Annotated in this window: 29 protein-coding genes; 6 read left to right on the top strand and 23 right to left on the bottom strand. The window is 68.1% G+C overall.

Annotated elements, in window-relative coordinates; translation table 11 throughout:
- Positions 1-44 precede the first annotated feature (44 nt).
- The 4 genes from ACWFRF_RS26765 to ACWFRF_RS26750 all read right to left on the bottom strand — a co-directional run bounded on the left by ACWFRF_RS26765 (position 45) and on the right by ACWFRF_RS26750 (position 2,342).
- Positions 45-620, bottom strand: a complete 576-nt coding sequence (locus tag ACWFRF_RS26765) for a Clp protease N-terminal domain-containing protein (RefSeq protein WP_387445685.1) — start codon at positions 618-620, stop codon at positions 45-47.
- Complete coding sequence (locus ACWFRF_RS26760; protein WP_019049431.1) at positions 620-841, bottom strand: hypothetical protein; 222 nt, start codon at positions 839-841, stop codon at positions 620-622. Before ACWFRF_RS26760 ends, ACWFRF_RS26765 begins: the two co-directional genes overlap by 1 nt.
- 92 nt (positions 842-933) lie before the next feature.
- Entirely contained in the window at positions 934-2,019 is a 1,086-nt protein-coding gene (locus ACWFRF_RS26755; RefSeq protein ID WP_452452823.1) for a PLP-dependent cysteine synthase family protein, read from the bottom strand.
- Complete coding sequence (locus tag ACWFRF_RS26750) at positions 2,016-2,342, bottom strand: DUF4229 domain-containing protein (protein WP_378991009.1); 327 nt, start codon at positions 2,340-2,342, stop codon at positions 2,016-2,018. Before ACWFRF_RS26750 ends, ACWFRF_RS26755 begins: the two co-directional genes overlap by 4 nt.
- Before the next feature lie 162 nt (positions 2,343-2,504).
- Here ACWFRF_RS26750 and ACWFRF_RS26745 point away from each other — a divergent pair, with 162 nt between their 5' ends.
- The 3 genes from ACWFRF_RS26745 to ACWFRF_RS26735 all read left to right on the top strand — a co-directional run bounded on the left by ACWFRF_RS26745 (position 2,505) and on the right by ACWFRF_RS26735 (position 3,751).
- Positions 2,505-2,714 carry a BldC family transcriptional regulator gene (locus tag ACWFRF_RS26745; RefSeq protein WP_056814442.1) on the top strand — a complete coding sequence of 70 codons (210 nt, stop codon included), beginning with the start codon at positions 2,505-2,507 and terminating at the stop codon, positions 2,712-2,714.
- Between the two features lie 114 nt (positions 2,715-2,828).
- On the top strand, positions 2,829-3,020 hold the full coding sequence (locus tag ACWFRF_RS26740; RefSeq protein WP_378634199.1) for a hypothetical protein: 192 nt from the start codon (positions 2,829-2,831) through the stop codon (positions 3,018-3,020).
- A gap of 80 nt (positions 3,021-3,100) precedes the next feature.
- On the top strand, positions 3,101-3,751 hold the full coding sequence (locus ACWFRF_RS26735; protein ID WP_378634197.1) for a hypothetical protein: 651 nt from the start codon (positions 3,101-3,103) through the stop codon (positions 3,749-3,751).
- Between the two features lie 12 nt (positions 3,752-3,763).
- On the opposite strand, the gene ACWFRF_RS26730 is transcribed toward ACWFRF_RS26735, so the two are convergent.
- The 8 genes from ACWFRF_RS26730 to hemL form a co-directional block, all read right to left on the bottom strand.
- Complete coding sequence (locus ACWFRF_RS26730) at positions 3,764-4,786, bottom strand: tetratricopeptide repeat protein (protein WP_452452820.1); 1,023 nt, start codon at positions 4,784-4,786, stop codon at positions 3,764-3,766.
- A gap of 59 nt (positions 4,787-4,845) precedes the next feature.
- Entirely contained in the window at positions 4,846-5,802 is a 957-nt protein-coding gene (gene ccsB / locus ACWFRF_RS26725) for a c-type cytochrome biogenesis protein CcsB (RefSeq protein ID WP_378991013.1), read from the bottom strand.
- A gap of 31 nt (positions 5,803-5,833) precedes the next feature.
- Complete coding sequence (gene resB, locus ACWFRF_RS26720; RefSeq protein WP_378991014.1) at positions 5,834-7,462, bottom strand: cytochrome c biogenesis protein ResB; 1,629 nt, start codon at positions 7,460-7,462, stop codon at positions 5,834-5,836.
- The gene (locus ACWFRF_RS26715; protein ID WP_378991016.1) at positions 7,462-8,277 is read right to left on the bottom strand and encodes a cytochrome c biogenesis CcdA family protein; all 816 of its coding nucleotides are present in this window, start codon (positions 8,275-8,277) and stop codon (positions 7,462-7,464) included. Before ACWFRF_RS26715 ends, resB begins: the two co-directional genes overlap by 1 nt.
- The gene (locus ACWFRF_RS26710; RefSeq protein ID WP_378991018.1) at positions 8,274-8,510 is read right to left on the bottom strand and encodes a hypothetical protein; all 237 of its coding nucleotides are present in this window, start codon (positions 8,508-8,510) and stop codon (positions 8,274-8,276) included. Before ACWFRF_RS26710 ends, ACWFRF_RS26715 begins: the two co-directional genes overlap by 4 nt.
- Positions 8,507-9,148 (bottom strand): TlpA disulfide reductase family protein, encoded by a 642-nt coding sequence (locus ACWFRF_RS26705; protein ID WP_379318188.1) that lies wholly within the window; start codon positions 9,146-9,148, stop codon positions 8,507-8,509. Before ACWFRF_RS26705 ends, ACWFRF_RS26710 begins: the two co-directional genes overlap by 4 nt.
- Positions 9,145-9,762, bottom strand: coding sequence for a histidine phosphatase family protein (locus ACWFRF_RS26700; RefSeq protein WP_378943160.1), 618 nt, complete (start codon positions 9,760-9,762; stop codon positions 9,145-9,147). Before ACWFRF_RS26700 ends, ACWFRF_RS26705 begins: the two co-directional genes overlap by 4 nt.
- Before the next feature lie 119 nt (positions 9,763-9,881).
- Positions 9,882-11,201, bottom strand: coding sequence for a glutamate-1-semialdehyde 2,1-aminomutase (gene hemL / locus ACWFRF_RS26695; protein WP_452452817.1), 1,320 nt, complete (start codon positions 11,199-11,201; stop codon positions 9,882-9,884).
- A gap of 207 nt (positions 11,202-11,408) precedes the next feature.
- Here hemL and ACWFRF_RS26690 point away from each other — a divergent pair, with 207 nt between their 5' ends.
- A complete protein-coding gene (locus ACWFRF_RS26690) occupies positions 11,409-11,795 on the top strand; it encodes a hypothetical protein (protein WP_379318070.1) in 387 nt (128 codons plus the stop codon).
- Here the strand turns inward: ACWFRF_RS26690 and ACWFRF_RS26685 are convergent, their stop codons facing one another.
- The 6 genes from ACWFRF_RS26685 to ACWFRF_RS26660 all read right to left on the bottom strand — a co-directional run bounded on the left by ACWFRF_RS26685 (position 11,796) and on the right by ACWFRF_RS26660 (position 15,280).
- Entirely contained in the window at positions 11,796-12,020 is a 225-nt protein-coding gene (locus tag ACWFRF_RS26685) for a hypothetical protein (protein ID WP_452452814.1), read from the bottom strand.
- 76 nt (positions 12,021-12,096) lie between these two features.
- Entirely contained in the window at positions 12,097-12,360 is a 264-nt protein-coding gene (locus ACWFRF_RS26680) for a hypothetical protein (protein WP_379313518.1), read from the bottom strand.
- Positions 12,361-12,390: 30 nt separating this feature from the next.
- Positions 12,391-12,513, bottom strand: coding sequence for a hypothetical protein (locus ACWFRF_RS26675; RefSeq protein WP_281258081.1), 123 nt, complete (start codon positions 12,511-12,513; stop codon positions 12,391-12,393).
- A gap of 59 nt (positions 12,514-12,572) precedes the next feature.
- Positions 12,573-13,085 carry a hypothetical protein gene (locus ACWFRF_RS26670; protein ID WP_378991025.1) on the bottom strand — a complete coding sequence of 171 codons (513 nt, stop codon included), beginning with the start codon at positions 13,083-13,085 and terminating at the stop codon, positions 12,573-12,575.
- Entirely contained in the window at positions 13,082-14,059 is a 978-nt protein-coding gene (gene hemB, locus ACWFRF_RS26665; protein ID WP_379313519.1) for a porphobilinogen synthase, read from the bottom strand. Before hemB ends, ACWFRF_RS26670 begins: the two co-directional genes overlap by 4 nt.
- Before the next feature lie 42 nt (positions 14,060-14,101).
- Entirely contained in the window at positions 14,102-15,280 is a 1,179-nt protein-coding gene (locus ACWFRF_RS26660; protein ID WP_452452813.1) for a serine hydrolase domain-containing protein, read from the bottom strand.
- 254 nt (positions 15,281-15,534) lie between these two features.
- Between ACWFRF_RS26660 and ACWFRF_RS26655 the strand changes: the two genes are divergently transcribed.
- Positions 15,535-15,813, top strand: a complete 279-nt coding sequence (locus tag ACWFRF_RS26655; protein ID WP_364403472.1) for a hypothetical protein — start codon at positions 15,535-15,537, stop codon at positions 15,811-15,813.
- 56 nt (positions 15,814-15,869) lie between these two features.
- On the opposite strand, the gene ACWFRF_RS26650 is transcribed toward ACWFRF_RS26655, so the two are convergent.
- The 5 genes from ACWFRF_RS26650 to ACWFRF_RS26630 form a co-directional block, all read right to left on the bottom strand.
- Complete coding sequence (locus ACWFRF_RS26650) at positions 15,870-17,444, bottom strand: bifunctional uroporphyrinogen-III C-methyltransferase/uroporphyrinogen-III synthase (RefSeq protein ID WP_378634163.1); 1,575 nt, start codon at positions 17,442-17,444, stop codon at positions 15,870-15,872.
- Positions 17,441-18,472: a hydroxymethylbilane synthase gene (gene hemC, locus ACWFRF_RS26645; RefSeq protein ID WP_378991031.1), complete on the bottom strand. Its 1,032-nt coding sequence runs from the start codon at positions 18,470-18,472 to the stop codon at positions 17,441-17,443. The genes ACWFRF_RS26650 and hemC overlap by 4 nt, the downstream gene beginning before the upstream one ends.
- A complete protein-coding gene (locus ACWFRF_RS26640) occupies positions 18,469-19,941 on the bottom strand; it encodes a glutamyl-tRNA reductase (RefSeq protein ID WP_379313521.1) in 1,473 nt (490 codons plus the stop codon). The genes hemC and ACWFRF_RS26640 overlap by 4 nt, the downstream gene beginning before the upstream one ends.
- Before the next feature lie 76 nt (positions 19,942-20,017).
- Positions 20,018-20,881 carry a redox-sensing transcriptional repressor Rex gene (locus ACWFRF_RS26635; RefSeq protein ID WP_378634153.1) on the bottom strand — a complete coding sequence of 288 codons (864 nt, stop codon included), beginning with the start codon at positions 20,879-20,881 and terminating at the stop codon, positions 20,018-20,020.
- A 205-nt stretch (positions 20,882-21,086) separates the two neighbouring features.
- Entirely contained in the window at positions 21,087-21,368 is a 282-nt protein-coding gene (locus ACWFRF_RS26630) for a glutaredoxin family protein (protein WP_378991033.1), read from the bottom strand.
- 88 nt (positions 21,369-21,456) lie between these two features.
- On the opposite strand from ACWFRF_RS26630, the gene ACWFRF_RS26625 reads away from it, so the two are divergent.
- A complete protein-coding gene (locus tag ACWFRF_RS26625; RefSeq protein WP_378991035.1) occupies positions 21,457-22,482 on the top strand; it encodes an HAD family hydrolase in 1,026 nt (341 codons plus the stop codon).
- The last annotated feature ends 141 nt before the right edge of the window (positions 22,483-22,623 follow it).

The following is a 22,623-nucleotide window of genomic DNA, read 5'->3' as shown; positions in this document are numbered from 1 at the left end:
GAAACGGACATTGCGGCGGGTCTGACACACACCCGATGTGGAATTCACGCGGCGCGGTCGAGCATCGCGTAGAGATCGGCGCGTAGGCCGGACACCGCGTCGCGGCCGCCGAGCAGGTCGGTGGTGGCCGGGTCGGCCCCGCGCAGGATGCCGAGTAGCAGGTAGGTCGAGGAGATCTCCCGATCCTTGCGGTGGATCGCCTCGCGCAGCGCGAGTTCGAGCGACTTCTTGGCCGTGCTGGTGAACGGGATGTGCCCGGAGCCGAGCAGTCGGCCGAACATGCCGCGTTTGGCCTCCGGTTCGGCCTGGTCCCAGGCCTGCGAGCCGAAGTTGTCGGCGATGCTGGCCTGCACAGCATCCAGGTCGATGCCGATCGAGCGCAGGGCCTGCGCGTCATCGGCGCCCAGCGGCGGCTCGCTCGTGCGGGCGGCGAGGGCGGCGCGCACACCGCCGGCGGTGATGCCGCGCGCGTCGAGCACCGCGCGCAGGTCCGGTTCGGCGTTCGACAGGGTGCCGAGCAGTACATGCTCCGGCCCGATCCGCTTCGCGCCCAGCTCCTTGGCGTCGTCCTGGGCACCGACCACCGCGACTCTGGCCTCGCGGCTGAATTTTTCGAACATCAGCGGGTTCCACCTTTCCGGTTGTGTTTCTGATGGACCGCTTGCTTACTCACCTCGAGCGCCTCGGCGATGGCCTGCCACGACCAGCCGTTGGCTCTGGCATTGGCGACCTGGATGGTTTCGAGCCGGTCGGCCAGCCTGCGCAGGGCGAGCACCGCGCGCAGCCCGACGGCGGGGTCGGGGTTGCCTGCCGCTGAGGCGAGGGTTGTTGCATCGGTCATGACGTCAATTTTGCTTGACGACAGCCGCGTTTGTCAACAAAAATTGACATCGCTGAGCGCGAACAGACCCGGAAAGGGTATGGCGGAGGTTGTCAGCCGTTCCAGCGGCCGGTGGTGGCGAATTCCGTGAGAATCCCGGTCGGGCCGGTCAGATCCATGTTCTGGGCGGCCACCCAGTCGTCGTCGAAATAGGTGCCCGCGTACCGGTCGCCGCCGTCACACAGCAGCGTGACCACGCTTCCGCTGCGACCCGCCGCGACCAGCTCGGCGACGAGGTGGAAGGCGCCCCACAGGTTCGTGCCGGTCGAACCGCCGACGCGACGGCCCAGTGCGGCGCTCGCATGACGGGCGGTGGCGATCGAGGCCGCGTCGGGAACCACGATCATCCGATCGACCACCTGGCCCACGAACGACGGCTCCACCCGAGGACGGCCGATCCCCTCGATGCGCGACGGCATTCCGGTCTCATAGCCCGCGTCGCCCGACTCGTAGCCGCCGTAGAACGCCGAATGCTCCGGGTCCACCACGGCCAGCCGCGTCGCGTGCCTGCGATACCGGATGTAGCGTCCGATCGTCGCGCTGGTGCCGCCGGTACCCGCACCGACCACGATCCACTCCGGCACCGGGTGCTTCTCCAGCGCCAGCTGTTCGAAGATGGACTCGGCGATGTTGTTGTTGCCACGCCAGTCGGTGGCCCGCTCGGCATGGGTGAACTGATCCATGAAATGCCCGCCGGATTCGGCGGCGAGACGCTTGGCCTCGGTGTACATGTCCGGTGGTCGATCGACGAAATGACATCGGCCACCCTGCGCTTCGATGAGCGCGACCTTCTGCGGCGACGTGCTCGCGGGCATCACCGCGACGAAGTCCAGACCGAGCAGCTTCGCGAAGTAGGCCTCGCTCACCGCCGTCGAACCCGACGACGCCTCGACCACCGTTGCGCCCTCGGTGACCCAGCCGTTGCAGATCGCGTACAGGAACAGCGACCGTGCCAGCCGGTGCTTGAGACTGCCGGTGATGTGGGTCGACTCGTCCTTGAGGTAGAGCTGCACCGGCCAGTCGGCGGGCAGCGGATACCGCAGCAGGTGGGTGTCGGCGGACCGCTGCGTGTCGGCGTCGATCAGCCGGACGGCATTGTCGACCCAGTCACGCGGGGCGCTGCGATCGAGGTATTTCACGCCGAGGCGCCGTCGTCGTCACCCCGCAAGCGGGCCCGCAGCTGCGCCTTGTCCTGGCGGCGGCGCGCGTCGACCACGGCGATGTCCTCGTTCACCTTCACCCGCAGCTTCTTGAACAACGTCAGCGACAGCGGCATCGCGACGATCAGCGCGAACAGCGCCGCGACGATGACCGGCACGTCGACACCGATCAGCTTGGCCACGCCTACGATCAACGCGGCGATCACCACGACCAGCCCGAGACGAGCCAGCGTGTAGAGCGCGAGATTGCGGACCAGCCGCTTCCCTGCGCCAGGACCCTGCTGACCTGTTGCTTCACTCACGACTACAGCGTAGCCCGGCGCGAATCTCGCCGATGCGGCCCCGTTCGCGGCTTTTGTCTATTACTTCCCCTTTACCAACAGTAGGTGGTTCGACTACATGGGGGTCGCAGTGCGACGATGACGCCACTGATGAGGGAACTGTCGAGAACGGAGAGGTTAGCTATGACTGCGATCACCGTCGGCCTTCAGGACACTCTGCTGACACCAGGCCAAGTGGCCGCCATGTTCCACGTAGATCCCAAGACCGTCACCCGGTGGGCCCATGCGGGCAGACTCGGCTCACTGCGTACACCGGGCGGACATCGCCGTTTCCGCGAGTCCGAGGTCCTGCAGTTGCTCAGATCACTGACCACCGAGGCAGCACCCCGCTGACTCACCGGCCGACGCGAGCCCACCGCGGGCTCGCGTTCGCCAAAAATTTCCCTCCCGTTGCGGATGTGCACACGGCGCGGACACGGCTACCCTCGATAGCAGGAGGTGAGCGACGTGACGTACCTATTGGCACTCATCGCGATCGTGGCCATCGCGGTGTTGTGCTGGAAGGCGTTCGGCCCCGAAATGCAACGCCCGAATCCCGGCCCACCCTCGCGCAGACCGGTTCTCGGCCCCGACGACGACCCGGAATTCCTCTGGCGCCTCGGCAAACAACCACGTGACGACTCCGGCCCGGCCGAGTGACCCTCACGATGTGCGTCGCCGTGAGCTGACGCACATACCCCCGTTGCGCGTCGAAAGAGCTGGGTAGATAACGTATTCCGGTGATTGATGTGCAGCAGGGTTCTGTCCCGACCACTTGGCGCGCGGCCGACGGCAGCGCCGTGACGTTCACCGAGGCACGGTCGGAGTGGACTCGCGCCGCACACGAGGTGCTGGCCGACACCGCTACCCGGTTCAACAACTTCATCGTCAACACGGAGTTGGCCGAGCTGGTCCAGGAAGAATCCGGGATCCGCACCGCGGTGAAGTGGCAGCACTGGCTGCCGGTCGTGCTGGACAAAGTCGCCGAGCACTGTCACAAGAACAACGAGCCGCCGCTGAGCGCCCTGTGCGTGCGCAAGAACCAGACCGTGGGCACCGGCTACCGCTACATCCTCGAACTCGCGGGCCTGCCCATCCCCGACGACCTCGAAATGCACGCGGCCGCGGCCCGCTGGCAGTGCTACCAGCACTACGCCACCGACCTCCCCGCCGACGGCGGCCTGCCCACCCTCCCCCCGAAGGTCGCCGCCATCCGCCAGTCCACCTCCGCGGACCTGGCCACCGCCGAAGCAGCCGAGGCAGCCGTCAAACGACCCTCCGCCGCCCGCCGCACCGTAGCCGCCATCCCCAAGCCGGAACCGGTGCGCAAGCCGGTCTGCCTCAACTGCCACGTAGAACTCCCCGCCAACAAGATCTGCTACTACTGCTGACTCCGAGGCGCCTCAGGGCTCCCACAGCGGGTTGTGCAAGATGGCCAGGTTCTGGCGTGCGGTGACCGCGAGACTGTGCGCGTAACTGTCGGGATGCAGCCGATCGAGGATGCTCCAGTACGAGGCCGCAGCGCGTTGCCGAAGCCCGGCCAGCGCCTGTGTCGCCGCCAAGTTGTTGCGACGCCCGAGAGTTTCGAGACTGTCGTCGCCGAGTTTCCGTTCGCTGTAGTCGACGTTCAAGTCGAGTAGGTCAAGGGCATGAAGGTACTCACCGGCAGCGGAATACCCCAAAGCCAGATTGTTGCGAAGGGTGAGCGTCATGTCGTCGTCGACGCCGAGAACATGCTCGGCGATCGACACGATATCGTTCAGCACCTCTAGTCCTTCGGAGAAGTACCCCGCATCGCAGTAGGACCGGCCGAGGGCGTTCCGCACCTGCAACGTGATGGGCCGGTCGGCACCGAACTTCTCCGCGCACTGTTGAGCGAGCGGCTCCAACACCGCGATCGCTTCCGAGTAGCGTCCGCTGTCGCGGTGATTCTCCGCGACAGCCACCCGGTACGACGCCGTAGTGATCTCGGAAAACGGTGCGCGTCCCAGGCCGCTGGCTCGCCAGATCGCCGCCGCCGCGTACGCGATATCGACCGGCGCCCGCGCCACCACTGGACGGGCAGGCGCCACGGGCCACGGTTTCGACGGCGGCGCCTCGCGAACGACCCATGCCATCAGCGTTTCTCGCAGCTGCTCGGGCTGCGTGCCCGCAACGTGGAATCGGTGGGTAGCCCCCGCCACATCCAGGCGAATCACGGAGCCGTCGGCCCACCCAACTCCGGCACTGATCACTTCGACAAGGTCGGGCGTGCGCACATCCACGCCCGTCACCTCGCGCCAGCCGACCACGAACGCCGAGCGCACCGATCGGCGCCACCGGATTTCCGAATGCGAGAAACTCAACTTCCCCGCACGCTCAGTCGATCCCCCGGACCGATCCCCCGCCCCGTAGGTCACACCGGACAGCCGAAGATCGTGTGCCACAAGACCTATGGTCTCATCTCGGAGCTATGCAGACACGCTATATCGGAGGTAGCGGCCGCTCAGTTCAGCCCCGCGTAGCTGTGCAGACCGCTGATCACCATGTTGATGATAAACAAGTTGAACAGCATCGCTACGAAGCCGGCGATGTTGATCCAGGCTGCCTTGGTGTCTCGCCAGCCCGAGGTGGCTCGGGCGTGCAGGTAGGCCGCGTAGAGGACCCAGGCGATGAAGGAGCAGGTTTCCTTGGGGTCCCAGCCCCAGAAGCGGCCCCAGGCGGCTTCGGCCCAGATGGCGCCGAGGATGACGCCTGCGCCGAAGAGGGGGAAGCCGATGATGGTGGTTTTGTAGGCGAGCTGGTCGAGGGTGCGGGCGTCGGGGAGGCGGCGGGCGATGATGCCCAGGATGTTGGTGGATTCCTCGCCCGCGGGCTGACGCATGCGGAACAGGTAGAGCAGGCTGGCCACGCCCGAGACCAGGAAGACGCCGCTGCCGATGCTGACGATGGTGACGTGGATCGGCAGCCAGAACGAGCGAAGGGCGGGGACCACGGGGGCGGCGTCGGCGTAGAGGACCGTGCCTGCCAGGAACATCAGGATCAGCACGGGGACCAGCAGGAACGCCCACATGGCCCGGTAGCGCTGGTCGCGCAGGAAGATCAGGCCGATCACCACGGCGGCCGCGGTGGCCATGGTGGTGAACTCGTACATGTTGCCCAGCGGGAAGCGGTGGGTGGCGAAGCCGCGCAGCACGATCGAACCGATGTGCAGGACCGCGCCGACTACCAGCACCGAGAAGGCCATGTTGCCCAGCCGTTCGGCGAGCGGTTTGGCCTCGGGGGTCTCGATCCTGCCGGGCAACCCGGGGTCGCCGGCGGGGACGAGTTCGCGGGCGGCGACCTGCTTGGCGCGCGCCGAGGCGTACTGCACGATCAGCAGGACCGTGGCCAGGGCGTAGATGGCCATGGCCGACATGAACGCGAAGTCGCTGTACCGTGCCAGCGTTTCGTCGATCTGCATCAGGATTCCGTCTCCATGTCGAGTGCGCGGATCACTTCTCCGCTCCCAGCAGCCGTGTCCGCAGTCGATCGAACTCGGCGCCCCAGCCCGCTTGATCGCTTCTGGCCAGGCCGCCCATTTCTACTACGGCGCGTCGTTGACCCACGGTACCCGCCGCAGCCTCGACCGGGTACGCCCGGATCCAGATCCGCCGCCGTTTCAGCAACAGCGACACCAGCAGACCGGCCATCATCGTCAGCGCGCTCACCAGCACCCACTGCTGGGCCGGGTCGTGCGAGACCTGCAGGTTCACGAATTCCTCGGCGCCGTCGAAGGTGACCTTCGCCCCGCTCGGCAACGTGGTCGACTCGCCGGGACGCAGGTTGACCCGTGCCTCCTTGGTCAACCGACCCTGCTTGATCATCTCCGGGTCCAGCGAGAACAGCGACTGGGAACGACCGGTGTCGAGACCGGTATTGCCGCGATAGACATCGACTGCGACCGCCGGGTCATCCATCCGGGGAAACGACGACGTGAGCAGGCTGCCGTGGAACATCGCGGTCGGCGCGAACAGGCCCTCGATGGCGATCTGGTTCTGCCGACGTTCCTCGTCGGTGGCGTACATGCCGCCGGGCGGGTCGATGCGCAGCACACCGCTGGACAGGAAGGTCTGCGCGTCGTCGGGCCGCCACTGGATGGTCTCGGTGCGGGTCTGCCCGTTGGGGAAGGTGACGGTGAACGTCGGCGCGAAGCCGTGTCCCTGCAGGTAGACGCGGTCACCGGCGACCCGCAACGGATGGTTCACCTGGAGCTCGGTGCTGCGCCACGTGTCGGTGCTCAGGTCCGCGCCCGCCTGGTACTCGATGTTCGAGTGGAACATCTCGGCCTGGCCGGTGGGCAGGTAGTCGGCCTTGAAGTCCTTCACCTTGATGCACAGCGGCGTCATGCCGGTGCCGTCGTTGGTGTTGCCCGCCCGGAACGAGTCGAAGACCGCGGGCGAGGTGGTGCAGAAGCCGGGACCGTCGTTGGCGATCACGATGACATTGCCCTCGTAGCCGAGCAGCTTGCCCAACGCGATCGCGACGAGCAGCCCCACCAGCGACAGGTGGAACACCAGGTTGCCGAACTCGCGCAGATAGCCCTTCTCCGCGGACAGCGTCACCTCGCCGTCGCGCTGACCGGGGCGCACCTCGGTCCGCCACCCACGCAAGGAAGCCTTGGCGGCCTCGATCACCTCGTCGGGAGTCCGGTCGTCGGTTTCGCTGGAGTGGTGCGGCAACCGGCTGAGGTTGCGCGGCGCGGGCACCGGCGGGGTACGCAGTGCCCGGTAGTGGTCCCAGCAGCGCGGCAGGATGCAGCCGACCAGCGAGATGAACAGCAGCACGTAGATGGCGGTGAACCAGAAGCTGCCGAACACGTCGAACAGTTCGAACCGGTCCATCCACGGACCCAGTGTCGGACGGTCGGCGATGTACTGGTCGACCTTCTGCGCGTTGAGGCTGCGTTGCGGCAGCAGGGCGCCGGGGATGGCGGCCAGCGCGAGCAGGAACAGCAGCACCAGTGCGGTGCGCATGCTCGTGAGGCCGCGCCAGGAATTACGGACCAGGGCCCAGGCCCGGCCCAGCAGCGACTGCCGGACGGGCGGGGTGGGGGTGGTCGGTGTGGTCAGCGTGTCAGTCATCAGATCGGAAGAGTCACCTCGGAGACGAACCCGTCACGCACCCAGCCGACGAACTGATCCCATGCCCCCGTGACCAGCGCGACGCCGACGGCGACGAGCAGAAAACCCCCGATTACCTGAATGGTGCGCGAATTGCGCCGCAGCCAGCCGACCCCGCGCAACGCACCGGCCGACCCGAAGGCCAGCACGATGAACGGCAGCCCGAGACCGAGGCAGTAGGCGACGATCAACGTCACCCCACGCACGGCGGTGGTGCCCTCGGTACCCGCGGACACCGCCATCACACCCGACAGCGTGGGCCCCAGACACGGGGTCCAGCCGAGCGCGAACACCCCGCCGAGCAGCGGCGCGCCGAGGATGCTGGTGAGCCTGCGCGGCTCCATCCGCGTGTCGCGCTGCAGGGCGGGGACCAGGCCGATGAACACCAGACCCATCAGGATCGTCACCACACCGCCGATGCGCTGCAGCAGTTCCCGATTCACATTGAGGGTCTGGATCACGCCGAAAACAGTGGCCGTGGCCAGCACGAACACCACCGTGAACCCGGCGACGAACAGCCCGGCGGCACCGGCCACCCGCATCTTCGCGCTACGGCGCTGCGCGGTGAGCGTGCTCGCCTGCGCGTTGGTGGCAGGCGGCGCCTCGGCACCGACCAGCCCGGCCAGGTAGGACAGATAGCCGGGGACGAGCGGCACGACACACGGTGAAGCGAACGACACCAGGCCCGCGAGCAGGCAGGCTCCCAGCGCCAGCAGAAGCGGACCCGATGCCGCCGTCTGCTGGAAGGAATCCCCGACTGCGGCGAGCGGAATCACTCGTCGGTGTCCGTATCCATGTCATGCTGCTCGTCGCGCGGCAACGACAGGGTTCGCTCGGTCTCGGCCGGATCAGCGGGGCCGAAATCGAACAGACCGGCGCCGGCGACACTGCGCGGCACGGTCGCGATGCCGGCCCAACGGTCGTCGACCGTCCAGCCCGCACCCATTCGGCGGGCGCCCTGACGGGGACGACACGCGGTCAGATTTCCTGGACGACGACGGCTGCTCACTGCTTCTCCTCGGCGGCGATGCGCTCGACCACGGGCTGAAGGTCTTCGGCCAATAGCGAGCGAAGGAAGACCGCGGCGACCCGGTGCTGACGATCCAGGATCAACGTGGTCGGAATAACACTGGTGGGAAAGTTTCCGCCGAGAGCGAGCAAGGTCCGCATCGACGGGTCGTAGATGGACGGGTATTCGATCTTGTTGTCCACTACGAAGTCCTGGGCTTTGTCGCGCTGATGGTCACGGACATTGATCCCCAGGAACGCGACGCCTTGATCTCTGGTCGCCGCGAAGACTTTTTCGAGAGCGGGCGACTCGGCGCGGCACGGGCCACACCACTGTCCCCACAGGTTCACGACCACGATCTGGTTCGGGAAATCGTCGACCGAAACGGTCTTTCCCTCGTTCATCAGATCGGGCCCCGAGAGCGTGCCGATCGTCCCGCGCGTGGCGGGCGGATCGTAGTAGATATCCGTTTTACCACCGGGTGAGACGAATTCGAAGGTCCCACCACCGGTGGCGACCGCATCGGTACCCGTCGAGCAGCCCGCCGCGGCGATGATCACCAGCAGGGCGGACAGAACGGCGGTCAGCGCCCGCGGCCGACGGCCACGGGCGGTTCCCGACGAGGTGCAGCGTGTCATGCGCCGTGAACCGACGGATCCGACGCCCCGGCGGGCTCGGAATAGACGATGTCGACGAGCGTGTCGCCGTGGTAGACCAGCGAGGTCAGCGACGCCAGCGAGCACTGCCGGTTGCGCGGGTCGTGCCACAACCGCTGACCCTGCAGGAAACGGCGCAGCGTCCACACGGGCAGCTGATGCGAGACCAGCACCACCTCGTGACCGGCGGCCTCGACGCGGGCCTTGTTCACCGCGGCGAGCATGCGATGAGCGATCTGCAGATACGGCTCGCCCCAGGACGGGGTGAACGGGTCGCGCAGCTTCCACCAGTGCCGCGGCTTGCGCAGCGCCCCGTCACCGACGGAGACGCGCAGGCCCTCGAAGGTGTTGCCCGCTTCGATCAGGTTCTCGTCGGTGCGCACGATCAGGTCGTGGGCGGCCGCGATCGGCGCTGCGGTCTCCTGGGCGCGCTGCAACGGGGAGGCGATCACCATCGCGATGTCGTGATCGGCCAGCGAGCGCGCGACGGCACCGGCCTGCGAGCGACCGGCCACCGAGAGGCTGAAGCCGGGCAGGCGACCGTAGAGGATGCCGTTCGGGTTGTGCACTTCGCCGTGGCGCAGCACGTGCACGATGGTTTCGACACTCGACGGGTCGTCGTCGAGGGCGGGAGGTGCGGCGGCGGGGGCAGGATGGGGCGCCTCGTCGCTATCCGCCGGGACTGGGGCGAATTCTGCGTCGGGCTGGTCGGAGCTCACGCTGGGGATCCTTCGGGGGTTGCGGCCGCGGCCGCGAGGGCGGCGGCGGGCAGAGCGGCGGCGATACGGTCGAACGCGTCCTCGTCGAGTGCCGCGGAGACGAACCATGCCTCGAACGCGCTCGGCGGCGCGTACACGCCCGCGTCGAGCAGGGCGTGGAAGAAGGCAGGGTAACGCCAGGTCTGGCTCGCTTTGGCGGCGGCGTAATCGGTCACCGGACGCTCGGCGAAGAACACGCTCACCATATTGCCTGCGAACTGGACTTGATGCTCGACACCGGCCTCTGTCAGGGCTTTCGCGAACAACGCGCCGAGACGATCGGCATTGCGGTCCAGCGCCGCGTACACCTCGTCGTCGGCCGCACGCAGGGTCGCCAGGCCCGCGGCGACGGCGACGGGGTTACCGGACAGCGTGCCCGCCTGATACACCGGGCCGAGCGGGGCGAGGTTGTTCATGATCTCGGCGCGACCGCCGAACGCGGCGGCGGGCAGGCCACCGCTCATCACCTTGCCGAAGGTGTAGAGGTCACCGGCGACGCCTTCGCGGCCGTACCAACCCGACGCGCTGACCCGGAATCCGGTCATCACCTCGTCCATGATCAGCAGCGCGCCGCTGTCGTGGGCGAGGGTGCGCAGACCTTCGTTGAAGCCGGGCAGCGGCGCGACCGCGCCCATGTTGCCCGCGGCGGCCTCGGTGATGACGCAGGCGATCAGGCCTGGGTGCGCGTCGAAGGCGGCGGCGACGGCGGCGAGGTCGTTGTAGGGCAACACGATGGTGTCGGCGGCCTGCGCGCCGGTGACGCCGGGTGAGGTCGGCAGACCGAGGGTCGCGACACCGGAGCCCGCGTCGGCCAGCAACGCGTCGACGTGACCGTGGTAGCAGCCGGAGAATTTGATGATCTTGGATCGGCCGGTGAAACCGCGGGCCAAGCGGACCGCGCTCATCGTGGCCTCGGTACCGGAGTTCACCAGGCGGACCCGCTCGACAGGGTCGACGCGGGTGGCGATGGCCTCGGCCAGCTCGATCTCGGCCTCGGTCGGCGCACCGAACGACAGTCCGCTCGTCGCGGCCCTCTGCACGGCCTCGACGACGGCGGGGTGGGCGTGACCGAGGATCATCGGCCCCCACGAGCACACCAGATCGACGTAGTCGTTGCCGTCTGCATCGGTGAGCGTGTAGCCGCTCGCGGAGGTGATGAACCGTGGCGTACCGCCGACCGAGTTGAACGCACGAACCGGGGAATTGACGCCACCCGGGATCACGGCGGCCGCCCGCTCGAAGAGCTGGGCCGAAACCGGTACCTGCGTAAGACTCACGGATTCCAGTGTCTCAGTTCGCCTCGGCACGCCGGACGACAGGGTGGAGCACAGTGACCCAGACCGCAGCGACCCACCGACGACACGCCCGACACGCCGCCCCGATCCGGGAAAGAATTCGATCTAGGCCCATTGGCCTGCGACTACGCTCCGGGCGGCTCAGCACCTGAGCCATAGGGAAATCAGGTATCAGCGAGAGGGTATTTCATGCGTTTCGGCGTCACCAGCACTGCCCTTGGCACAGGATTCGTCGCGGCGGGAGTGCTACTCGGCGCGGGTTCGGCCACCGCGTTCGCACCACAGGCCCAGCCCGATCGGATCGGTGCCCAACTCAGCCACGAGGAGACCGCGGCCCTCGGGGCGGGGCCGATTCCGGCGATCACCGCGATGCTCGTACCCGCCAATCGGATCGGCGCGGGTCTGCATCCCGACAGCGATCTGTACCGCGACGCCGACGGCGGCATCCGCGCCACCCTGCGTCAGGTGGTGACGGAAGCGGCGGCCCATCCCGACGGCACCGTCTCCGTCTTCCTGAACGCGCCCGGCACGCGCGGCGGCCGCATCGTCGACGTCTACCAGCAGTGGACCAGCTGATCAGGTGTACATGCAGGGCACTTCGGCCGAGATCGTGTGCAGCTGGCACATGATGCCGTTGTAGATGCCGCTCGAGCCGGTCTCCGGGGCGAAACCGTCGGCGGCCGGCTCGGCGATCATCGGGGTGAGCGGCAGACCGGGGGCGGCCTGGGCGGGCGCCGCGGCCAGGGCGATCGTCGCCACCGCGGCGGCGACGGTACAGATTCCTGCGGTCAGTTTGGTCATCGATTCCTCCTCGAGGGAGCCCGCGGTGCGAGCTCGCGTCCCGAACCCCCACGCACACATCGGAATTCGGCTTCCTCTAGATCATCGGTTCGAGATCGCGCGGTGCTACAGATCCGCGGTAGATCCTGGTGACGACATCGATGACCAGCACCCCGCTCACGATCACCAGCGCACAGGCGAGCAACAGCAACGGCGCCACGTAGCGCACCGCCTCGAACCCGGGGTGCTCATCGGTGCCGGCGAATTCGGTCGTGCGCCGTGCGGCGCGCCAGCTGACGATCGCGCAGGCAAGGAAGAGCACGGCGAAGCCGAGTTCGAACAGCGCGATCCAGCGTCTCATTCCTGCGATCCTGCCAGGGGCGAGATCGAATCAGCCGACCAGGCTCGGTAGCAGAATCAGCGCGATGACGGCGAGGGTGAGTACAACCATCAGCCCGATCACCAACAGGTCGCGTCGCAGGCTGTGTGGTTGCTCGATCACCACGCGCATCATTGCCTCCGCTCCCCCGGCGCTCAACCGGTGTGACAATCCTCACCATACACTGTGTGGTGTCACTTCCGGCGGGACTGGAAGTACTTCGTCGACTCGGGCCGGTAGCTGAGGAACGCGGCCCCCGCGGCGAGCACGCCCTGCACGATCGCCGAGCCTCCCGCCACGATCGTCGCGGGATTGGCGACCGCGGAGAAGCTGAACATGGTGGCGACGGCGCCGAGTCCGAGCCAGATCGCGACAACAGTGAGCACCGTGCGCGCCCAGCTCTTGCCACGGCCGAGCTGATGCGCGATCGCCACGGTGACACCGGCCAGCAGCACCCCGACCAGCGCGGTCAGCGCGAAAGCCACCAGCACCATCACGTCGACGGTCGACGCCGGGAAGTTCGGATCCGACTTGTGCATCTCGTCGAGGAACTGCTTGCTGAGCTTGTCGCGCTCCCCGGTCATGGTGATGACACTGGCGAAGGTGTAGACGACACCGAGGCCGGCGATTCCCCACCACAGCTGACGAGCGGTGCCGACGTCCTCCGGCACGGGAAGGGTTTCGGGTTTGTTCGGCGGAACGATCACGACAGCCAGTGTGCTGCCTCGGTCGCCCAGTAGGTGAGCACGATGTCCGCGCCTGCCCGCCGGATGCCGATCAGCGACTCCAGGATCGAAGCCCGGCGATCGATCCAGCCACGCTCGGCGGCGGCGGTGATCATCGCGTACTCGCCGGAGATCTGATAGGCCGCGACGGGGACGGTGGAACGGTCGGCGACGTCGCGCAGGATGTCGAGGTAGGACATCGCGGGCTTCACCATCACGATGTCGGCGCCCTCGGCGAGGTCGAGGTCGAGCTCGCGCAGCGACTCGCGGCGGTTGGCCGGATCCTGCTGATAGGTGCGGCGATCGCCTTCCAGCGACGAGCCGACGGCCTCACGGAAGGGGCCGTAGAAGGCCGAGGCGTACTTGGCCGCGTAGGCGAGGATGGCGGTGTCGGTGCGCCCGACCGCATCGAGCCCACGCCGGATCGCGCCGACCTGTCCGTCCATCATGCCGCTGGTTCCGAGCAGATCGGCACCAGCTTCGGCCTGCGACAGCGCCATCTCCACGTAGCGGTGCAAGGTGGCGTCGTTGTCGACCGCGCCATCGGTGCCGACGACCCCGCAGTGGCCGTGGTCGGTGAATTCGTCGAGGCAGGTGTCGGCCATGATGACCGTCGCGTCCCCGACTTCTTCGGCCAGCGCGCGCAGACCGCGGTTCAGGATTCCGTTCGGATCACTGGCCTGGCTGCCGGTGGCGTCCTTGTCCTCGGACAGCGGCACACCGAACAGCATCAGTCCGCCCACCCCGGCGGCCACCGATTCCGCGGCGGCCTTGCGCAGCGAGTCCAGCGTGTGCTGATACACCCCCGGCATCGAGCTGATCTCCCGCGGCTCGTCGAGTCCGTCGGCCACGAACATCGGCAGTACCAACTGACGCGGCTGCAGTGTGGTCTCGGCGACGAGTCGACGCAATGCGGGTGTCCTGCGCAACCGCCGCGGGCGGTCGAAAGCGGTCATAGCCCGCAGAATACGCCTGTCCCCCGATGGTCGCCGCAGCGCCTACAACGGGTCGCGACGGCGGGCGGTTTCGCCCAGAATCTGCTCGAAAGTTGCGAAGACCGGGGACGGGCCGGCCGAACTCCACGTTTCGTTGGTGAGCAGGATCGCCGTCACCGCGCCGTCATTGGACCAGGTCGAGCCGAGACCGCCTGCCCAGCCGTAGGCACCTGCGCGTGGGCCGTCGAGTTGGTCGCGTACCTGGACGCCGACGCCGTAACCCCACCCCGCGCTGTCGCCGGGGCCGGGTCCGCCGCGGGCCAGTTGCTCGGCGGTGAGGTGGTTGGTGGTCATGGCCGCGACGGCTCGCTCGGACAGCACTCGGATGCCGTCGAGTTCGCCGCCGTCGCGCAGCATCCGCGCGAAGCGGTAGTAGTCGGCGAGAGTGGAGACCAGGCCGTCACCGCCCCCTTCGAAGGCGGGTGGAGTGCTCCATTGCCCGTCGACGGGGTCGAAGACGGTGCGGGTGCCGTCTGTTTCCGAGTAATGCGGGCCGAATCGGGCCAGCTTGTCAGGCGGGACGGAGAAACCGGTGTCGGTCATGCCGAGTGGGCGCAGGACACGCTCGGCCAGCAATTCCGAGAGCGGTTTGTTCGCTGCCCTGGCGACCAGGAATCCGAGGATCGACGCGCCGACGTGGTAGAGCCAGCGTTCGCCGGGCTGATACTGCAGGGGCAGGGTGCCGAGCCGGCGCAGCCAGATGTCCGGAGGCAACATCCGCGCGGGCGTCGGCGGGCCCCAGCCGAGGTCGAGGGCACTCCAGGCGGCGTCGAACGGCTTGGGTGAGAAGTCGGCGAAATCCATGCCCCAGCCGAGGCGGAAGGTGAGCAGGTCGTCGACGGTGATCGGGCGGTTCACCGCGACCGTGTCGGCGACTTCGGCGGTGGGGTGCGCGAGTACACGTAAGCCGGCGAGTTCCGGGAGGAGCCGGTCGACCGGTTCGGCCGGATCGAGTACGCCGTCGTCGATCAGAATCGAGGCCGCCGCCGCGGTGAGCGGTTTGGTCATCGAGGAGATCCGGAAGATCGTGTCGGTGCGCATCGGGGTGGCGCGGGTGGCGTCGAGGTGGCCGATGGCGCCGGTGATGACGTCGTCTCCGGTTGCCACGAGCCATGCCAGGCCGAGCAGCTCGTCCGCCGCGACGTGCGCGCCGAGCCGCTTGTCGATCTCGTTCACCCTCATCGCCTCTCCCCGGGTTGCCTTGCGCTACTAGACCACAGCGGTCCGACAGCTACCCGCGAATCACCACGCGCGGCGCTTCGCCGAGGTCGGCTACCGGTCGCGGCGAACCTGTGGATAACATCGAAACCCACTGGAGCTCAATGGCTTCCGCGAGAGATCGACGAAACCTGTCGGTGCCCCTCGGTATAATCGAAAGCGTGTTCGAGGGTTCCGACGATCGGGGGCGGGACCCAAACGCAACGGGAGGACGCCGAATGAATGCCATTGCCGCTCAGACCACTTTCATCACCGCGCCGTACGTGCCGCTCGAGAAGAAGCGACTGCCCGCGGGCCGTCCGCGCCGCTGGTACGTGGCGCACAACCGTCGGCTCAAGGCCATGCGGTTGACGATCGCGCTGCTGGATTCCGGTGTGTACCTACCCAATCAGGCCACCAACGACACGATCCGGCGCACCGCCGAGAAGATCGACATCCGCCCGCCGTCCGATGCCACCTGCCGGCTCGTGCGCACACTGCTGCGCTACAGCCGATGACCTCGATACGCCGAAAGCCCGCCGTTGCGGGCGGGCTTTCGGGGTATCTGCTGAGATCAGCGGCTGCTGCTGCGGCGGCTCTTCTTACGCGGCGGCGGCAGCAAGCCCTCGGCGCGCAGGCGCGACGCGTGCTCGGCCAGTGCCTCCACCAGTGGGCCCACCTGAGCCGTCTCGGGCTGCACGTCCACACGCAGACCGAACTCGATCGCGGTCTCCGCGGTCTTCGGGCCGATGCAGGCCACGATGGTGCGAGCGTGCGGCTTGCCCGCGATGCCGACCAGGTTGCGCACCGTGGAGGACGAGGTGAACAGGACCGCGTCGAAACCGCCGGTCTTGATCATCTCGCGGGTCTCCGCGGGCGGCGGCGAGGCGCGCACCGTGCGGTAGGCGGTGACGTCGTCGATCTCCCAGCCGCGCTCACGCAGGCCCTCGGCCAAGGTCTCGGTGGCGATGTCGGCGCGGGGCAACAGCACCCGGTTCACCGGATCGAACACGTCGTCGTAGGGCGGGAAGTCGGCGAGCAGGCCCTCGGAGGACTGTTCGCCGCTGGGCACCAGTTCGGGGTTGATACCGAAGGAGCGCACCCGCTCCGCGGTGGCCTCGCCGACGCAGGCGATCTTCACACCGGAGAACGCGCGAGCGTCCAGTCCGAACTCGGCGAACTTCTCCCACACCGCGCGCACCGCGTTGGTGGAGGTGAACACCACCCACTGGTAGCGCCCGTCGACCAGACCCTTCACGGCCCGTTCCATCTGGGCGGGGCTGCGCGGCGGCTCCACCGCGATGGTCGGCACCTCGATCGGGATCGCGCCGTGGGTGACGAGCCGCTCGCTCATCTCCCCCGCCTGATCCTTGGTGCGCGGGACGAGCACGGTCCAGCCGTAGAGGGCACGCGACTCCCACCACGACATCTTGGCGCGCTTGTCGACTTCCTTGCCGACCGTCACGACCAGCGGGCCGACGAGCTCGGACGCGGCGTTGTTCAGCGAGGCCAGCGTGGCCTCGATGGTGCGCTGCTGACGAGTGGTGCCACGCACGGTGACCGCGACCGGCGTCTGCGGCGCCATACCGTGTTCCACCAGCGCGCTGGCGGTCTCGGCCAGGTGACCGGAGGTGGCGTGCAGCACCAGCGGGCCGGGGGCGGCGGCCAGCGCCGACCAGTCGACCTCGCCGCGCACATCGGCCTCGGTGTGCCCGGAGCCCAGCGCGATGCCCGCGTAGCTGGGCACGGCCGAGCCGTTGGGCAGGCCCGGAAGCACCTCGAACACCATGTGCGAGCGGGTGACGGCGTTGACCTCGTTGATCACCGAATCGGTGGTCAACGGGTCGCCGGTGACGATGCGGACCACGTCGTGACCGTTGCGCGCCTCGGCGATCAGCGTCTTGGCCACCTCGGCGGGTTCGCCGAGGGCGGGCCGCACGTCGACCGGGCTCTCGCCGTCCTCGCCCACCTCGACCGCGCTACCGATCAGGGCGAGCACGCCCTTGTCGACATCGGGGTCGGTGAAGGCCAGCATCGCCCGCTCGAGCACCTCACGGGCACGCACGGTCAGCAGGGCCGGGTCGCCGGGGCCGGATCCGACGAAAAGGATCCGCCCTGGTTGCTTCTTGGTAGCTCGGCTGCTGCTCATCGGTTGTTCTCCATCGGGCTGGAATTAGTGAAGTCGGTGGGCGCCGGTTCGTCTGTGACGCTCAGCAATGCGCGAGCACCCAGGTCCAGCAGTTCGCGCGCCAGCGTGCGACCGAGTTCGGCCGCGTCTTTCGGCGCGCCGACGATCGAGGCGCGGAGGACATCGGAGCCGTCGATCGCGGCAGCACAGGCGCGCAGCGAGAGTTCGTCGAAGATCCGGCCGTCCTCGTCGATCGACTCGACGATCTCGGCGAGCGCTCCGATCGGCGCGGTGCAGCCTGCCTCGAGCTCACCGAGCAGCGAACGCTCGGCGAGCACCGCGGCTCTGGTCGCGGCATCGTCCAGACCGGCGAGTATCTCGATCAATTGCGGGTCGTCACTGCGGCATTCGACCGCGAGCGCGCCCTGCGAGGGGGCGGGCAGCATCTGCACCGGTTCGAGCGATTCGGTGATCTCGTCGGTGCGCCCGATCCGGCACAGGCCGGCGCGGGCGATGACGATCGCGTCGAGTTCGCCCTCGCTCACCTTGCGCAGGCGGGAGTCGATATTGCCGCGCAGCGGAAGGATGTCGAGGCCGAGGCCGAGTGCGCGCAGCTGCGCGGCGCGGCGCGGGGCCGAGGTCCCGACGCGAGCACCGGCGGGCAGTTCGCCGAGCACCATGCCGTCACGAGCCACCAGCGCGTCGCGCGGGTCCTCGCGGGGCGGGATCGCGGCGATGGTGAAGCGCGGATCCTGCGCGGTGGGGAGGTCCTTATAGGAATGCACCGCGATGTCGATGCCGCCCGCGGCGAGCTCGTCGCGCAGCGCGGAGGTGAACACCCCGACACCGATCTTCTGCACCGGATCCGAGGACAGATCGCCCGGTGTCTTGATGACCACCAGTTCGGCGGGCTGCCCCGCCGCGATCAGCGCATCACGGATGGTGCCCGCCTGTGTCAGCGCGAGCAGACTGCCGCGCGTGCCGATCCGCCACGGCGCACTGCTGCTGCCTGCGGTCACGGTGTCCTCTTCCTGCACTGTCGTGGTCATGCGGTTTCCTCCTGCGCATGCCCGAGCGGCGCTGCGTGGTTTCGCATGCTGCCTGTGTCGGGTCTTGACTCGGTCAAGCGTGACGGCCCATCGCCGAGGTGGCCTGCGGTGAAGTCGTCGGCCAGCGCGGACTCCGCCGCGGCGACCTCCATCGGGGCGGCAACCGCTTGTACCGCACCAGGTTTCAGTTCGAACAGCTCACGCAACGCTTCGGCGTAGCTGTCGCCGCCCGGCGTCGATGCCAGCTGCTTCACCCGCACGGTCGGCGCGTGCAGCAACTTGTCGACGACGCGGCGCACCGTGCGCGCCACCTCGTCGCGGGCCGGGTCGGCCAGGTCGGGCAGCCGCGAATCGAGGCGGAGCAGTTCGGCCTCCACCACATCGGCGGCACGCTGACGCAGCGCGGCCACCGTAGGAGTGACCTCCGCCATGCGTTGCCCGGCAAGGTATTTGGCGAGTTCGTCGGCGACGATGACGCGCGCGGCGGCGGTGTCGTCGGCCGCGGCTCCCGCGGCCGGATCGCGCTGCAGCGATTCGATGTCGATGACGGCGACGCCGGGCAGGCCTGCCACGGCGTGCTCCACATCGCGGGGCAAGCCCAGATCGCAGAAGACCAGTGGACGCTCGGCGGCGTCGGTGCGCGCCCGGCCGGCGAGCGCGCGGTGGGTATCGGCCAGAGTCACCACGGACCCGACCGCGCCCGTACAGGTGATTACCACATCGGTACCCGCCATGGCCTCGGTGAGCCGCGACATCTCGACCGCCTCGGCGTCGACACCGTGCATGGTGCGCCCGGTCTCGGCGAGACGCTGTGCGCGTTCGAGGGTCCGGTTGACGACGATGATGCGCCCGATCCCGGCCCGCGACAGATGCGCGACGGCCAGCCCGCCCATCGCGCCCGCACCGACCACCACGGCGGTCCGTCCGGCGAGATCGCCCACGACACCGCGCGCCCGATCCAGCGCCACCGACACCACCGAGGCACCGGCCCGGTCGATCCCGGTCTCCGAGTGCACTCGCTTGCCGACCCGCAACCCGTGCTGAGCCAGCTCGTGCAGGGTGCGCCCGACCGCCTGCTGACCGTCGGCGCTGGCGTAGGCGCTGCGAATCTGGCTGAGCACCTGCTGCTCGCCGACGACCATCGAGTCCAAGCCGCTGGCGACCGCGAACAGATGCTCGGCCGCGGCCTCGCTGTAGCGCACGTAGGCGTGCTTGGTGAGGTCGCCCAGCGGCAGTCCGGAATGCTTGGTGAGCAGCTCGCTCACCTCGCCGAGTCCGCCGTGGAAGGCGTCGACGACCGCGTAGACCTCGACCCGGTTGCAGGTGGAGACGATCATCGCCTCCGACACGTGACTCGAGGCGAGCAGCCGATCCACCAGCTTCGGCCGATCGGCCTCACTGATGGCCACCTTCTCCAGCACCGACACCGGGGCGCTGCGGTGCGAAATCCCTACCAGCAGAACACTCATGACCACACCTCGCCGGCGCTGTGCCCTGTCATGCGTGTCCGCACGCCGTGTCGCTGTTCAGCTCGCTGGCGCTCGCTCATGGCGTGATCACCGATCCCTTGGTGCTTGGCTCCGTTGCCGAGTGGGGCGTGGCCGAGTGCGGCGCGGTACGCCGTGTCGGCCTGCCGCGGGCCGGTTCGACCGGTGCGGCATGGGTGAGGTGGTTCGGCGGCGGTACCCGGCGCGCGACGCGGCCGGAGCCGACCTCGGCGATCTCGGGCAGCGCGGGCGCGTCGTTGCGCGCGGCATCGAAGGACAGCATCTGCAGTTCCATCGCCAGGTCGACGCGGCGGACCTGGACATGGGCGGGCGCGCGCAGTTCCAGCGGCGCGAAACTCAGAATCGACGGCAGTCCGGCGTCGACGAGCCGGTCACACACGTCCTGGGCGGCTTCGTCGGGCACGGCCACCACAGCGATCGTCGGCGTCAGCGCCGGAATCTGCGCGGTCAGTTGCTCGACATCGCGCACGACGAGACCGGCGTACGACTGGCCGATCACCGACGGGTCGTTGTCGAAGATCCCGACCACGGTGAAGCCTCGTACCCCGAATCCGCCGTAACCGACCAGCGCGCGACCCAGATTGCCCGCGCCGATCAGCACTACCCGATGTCCCTGCGACAGTCCGAGCACATCTTCGATCCTGGTGCGCAACTTGGCTACGTCATAGCCGACACCCCGCACACCGTTGGGTCCGAGGAAGGAAAGATCCTTGCGCAGCTTCGCCGAATTGACACCCGCCGCGACAGCGAGTTCCTCACTCGATACGATGACTACACCCTCGTCGGCCAACCCGGCGAGAACCCGGAGATAGGTAGCAAGACGAGTCACCGTGGCCTGCGGAATGTCCCGCACAAGAGCCTTGCCGGAGACGCCACTCGGCGTCTCGTGCTGCTCTGTCACGTCGTCGGCTCCTCGTTCCGGGCCTGATCGCGGTCCGGTTCCTCTGTTCGTTCACCGGTGTGGGTCGCTGCAATTACGAGAGCGCGACCGGTGCCATAGGGGCGGTACAAACCCGGCCACCGCCGCCGCGTGGAGCGGCGGTGCGGATTGCGTGTCACCACCGTAACCGCTTGTGCAGGCGTTCACAAAGTCGGTGAATTCGGCCTCATTTTCCGTCGCGACCAGCGATCCGGCTCAGGTCCGCCCGCAAACGGGGCTCATCGACGTCGAAATAGCTGTGTTCACGGCCGTTCAACAGGACCACCGGCAGGCGATCACCGTATTCGGCACGCAGTTCCGGCTCCCTGACCGCGGCTTCGTCGACGTCTACAGTGGCGACCGGGAGACCGAAATCACCACAGATCATCCGCAATTGCTCCAGTGCCGCGCTGCACATGCCGCAACCAGCGCGGGTCAACAGGGTCACCGTCGGTGTGGGATTAGTCATGAGCCCTATTTAATCCCCGAGCCCGCAGCGGGTTGTCGGTGCAGCCGGTTACTGTGGACATGGTTCGCGCGACTAGCGGAGGGTACTGGTGCCGGAACGTTCGAAGGTGACTAGGGCCGGATTCGTCGCAGGGCGATTCGGGGAGTTCCCTGCACGGTGGCAGCCCAGCCGCCTCGGTCAGGAACTGCAGGAACAGTTCGCACGGCTGCCACGCAGCCCGTTCGGACCGAGCGAAGAAGAGTTACGCGCCAACCTGGCCGGTGAGGCCAGCGCCGACGCCGCGCTCGAGCTGCACGATGCCGAGCTCGCCGAGCAGGGTGCCGACGCGGGCCCCGAGGTTCCGCGCGACCTCACCGCCGCGGCGTTCTTCGACGTCGACAACACCCTTGTGCAGGGTGCCTCGATCGTCCACTTCGCCCGCGGGTTGGCCGCGCGCAAGTACTTCAAGACCTCCGATCTGGTCGACGTCGCCTGGAAGCAGGTGAAGTTCCGGGTCACCGGCAAGGAGAACTCCTCCGACATGGTCTCGGGCCGGGAGAAGGCGCTCAGCTTCATCGCGGGCCGCCCCACGGCCGAACTCGCGGCACTCGGCGAGGAGATCTACGACGAGATCATCGCCGACAAGATCTGGCCCGGCACCCGCGCACTCGCCCAGATGCACCTCGACGCCGGCCAGCAGGTCTGGTTGGTGACGGCCACCCCGGTCGAGCTGGCCAATGTGATCGCCAAACGCCTCGGTCTGACCGGCGCCCTCGGCACGGTCGCCGAGAGTGTCGACGGCAAGTTCACCGGCCGCCTGGTCGGCGACATCCTGCACGGCCTCGGCAAGGCGCACGCGGTGCGTACCCTCGCCATCCGCGAAGGGCTCAACCTCAAGCGCTGCACCGCCTACTCCGACAGCCACAACGACGTCCCCATGCTGTCGCTGGTCGGCACCGCTGTCGCCATCAACCCCGACTCCGACCTGCGCGAGGTAGCGAAGAACCGCGGCTGGGAAATCCGCGACTTCCGCACCGGCCGCAAAGCAGCCAAGATCGGCGTCCCCACCGCCCTGGCGCTGGGCGCCGCGGGTGGCGCGGTAGCAGCAGTAGTAGCCCGCCACCGCGAACACTGAGTCCCGGCCGCCTTCCACACCCCATAAACCCCAACCCCGCACCCGCGACCCCTAGGGAGCGGCGGCCACGAAGTGGCCGGTCGCGGCCGGGTCGCCGGTTAGCCGCCGGGGCGTAGGCGACGAAGGAGCAAGCCCCGGTGG

This window comes from Nocardia sp. NPDC055165, from assembly GCF_053606985.1.
The sequence above is the reverse complement of the archived record's forward strand: the minus strand, read 5'-3'. Positions and strand labels throughout refer to the sequence as shown.

Coding starts and splice junctions, on each gene's coding strand:
- ACWFRF_RS26765 (WP_387445685.1), bottom strand. CDS start 620: ATGTTCGAAAAATTCAGCCGCGAGGCCAGAGTCGCGGTGGTCGGTGCC.
- ACWFRF_RS26760 (WP_019049431.1), bottom strand. CDS start 841: ATGACCGATGCAACAACCCTCGCCTCAGCGGCAGGCAACCCCGACCCC.
- ACWFRF_RS26745 (WP_056814442.1), top strand. CDS start 2,505: ATGACTGCGATCACCGTCGGCCTTCAGGACACTCTGCTGACACCAGGC.
- ccsB (WP_378991013.1), bottom strand. CDS start 5,802: ATGCAGATCGACGAAACGCTGGCACGGTACAGCGACTTCGCGTTCATG.
- resB (WP_378991014.1), bottom strand. CDS start 7,462: ATGACTGACACGCTGACCACACCGACCACCCCCACCCCGCCCGTCCGG.
- ACWFRF_RS26705 (WP_379318188.1), bottom strand. CDS start 9,148: ATGACACGCTGCACCTCGTCGGGAACCGCCCGTGGCCGTCGGCCGCGG.
- ACWFRF_RS26690 (WP_379318070.1), top strand. CDS start 11,409: ATGCGTTTCGGCGTCACCAGCACTGCCCTTGGCACAGGATTCGTCGCG.
- ACWFRF_RS26685 (WP_452452814.1), bottom strand. CDS start 12,020: ATGACCAAACTGACCGCAGGAATCTGTACCGTCGCCGCCGCGGTGGCG.
- ACWFRF_RS26680 (WP_379313518.1), bottom strand. CDS start 12,360: ATGAGACGCTGGATCGCGCTGTTCGAACTCGGCTTCGCCGTGCTCTTC.
- ACWFRF_RS26675 (WP_281258081.1), bottom strand. CDS start 12,513: ATGATGCGCGTGGTGATCGAGCAACCACACAGCCTGCGACGCGACCTG.
- hemB (WP_379313519.1), bottom strand. CDS start 14,059: ATGACCGCTTTCGACCGCCCGCGGCGGTTGCGCAGGACACCCGCATTG.
- ACWFRF_RS26660 (WP_452452813.1), bottom strand. CDS start 15,280: ATGAGGGTGAACGAGATCGACAAGCGGCTCGGCGCGCACGTCGCGGCG.
- ACWFRF_RS26655 (WP_364403472.1), top strand. CDS start 15,535: ATGAATGCCATTGCCGCTCAGACCACTTTCATCACCGCGCCGTACGTG.
- ACWFRF_RS26650 (WP_378634163.1), bottom strand. CDS start 17,444: ATGAGCAGCAGCCGAGCTACCAAGAAGCAACCAGGGCGGATCCTTTTC.
- hemC (WP_378991031.1), bottom strand. CDS start 18,472: ATGACCACGACAGTGCAGGAAGAGGACACCGTGACCGCAGGCAGCAGC.
- ACWFRF_RS26640 (WP_379313521.1), bottom strand. CDS start 19,941: ATGAGTGTTCTGCTGGTAGGGATTTCGCACCGCAGCGCCCCGGTGTCG.
- ACWFRF_RS26630 (WP_378991033.1), bottom strand. CDS start 21,368: ATGACTAATCCCACACCGACGGTGACCCTGTTGACCCGCGCTGGTTGC.